This is a genomic window from Lysinibacillus sp. RU7, assembly GCF_057837305.1.
The window spans coordinates 1-252 of record NZ_JBYQFK010000216.1 but is presented as its reverse complement, the minus strand read 5'-3'; the positions used below and the strand labels follow the sequence as shown (position 1 = coordinate 252).

Below are 252 nucleotides of genomic sequence, written 5' to 3'. Positions count from 1 at the left end.
GGAAATCCGCCGGCCGGCCGGTTCCGGCCATGTCCTGGCAGGCCATGCCGACAAAGGTGCCCGTGAAGTTGGGCAGCCCCGGCAATGTCGCCTCGTCCGACAACAGGCTGGCGTCGAATAGCTCGGGCAGCCAGGTCCAGTCGCCCTCCCCTTCCCCGCGAAAGGCGAAGCGCAACGCTTCGTGATCGACCTGAACGCGCATCGCGATCGGTCCGGCCGGCGCGGCGATCGCCGCACTCAATAGGCTCTGCC

General features: G+C 68.3%; 1 protein-coding gene. It reads right to left on the bottom strand.

Features of this window, described 5'->3' with window-relative positions:
• Positions 1-252: beta-xylosidase family glycoside hydrolase (locus AC3II9_RS22155; protein ID WP_489158892.1), on the bottom strand; the 252-nt coding region annotated here is incomplete at both ends.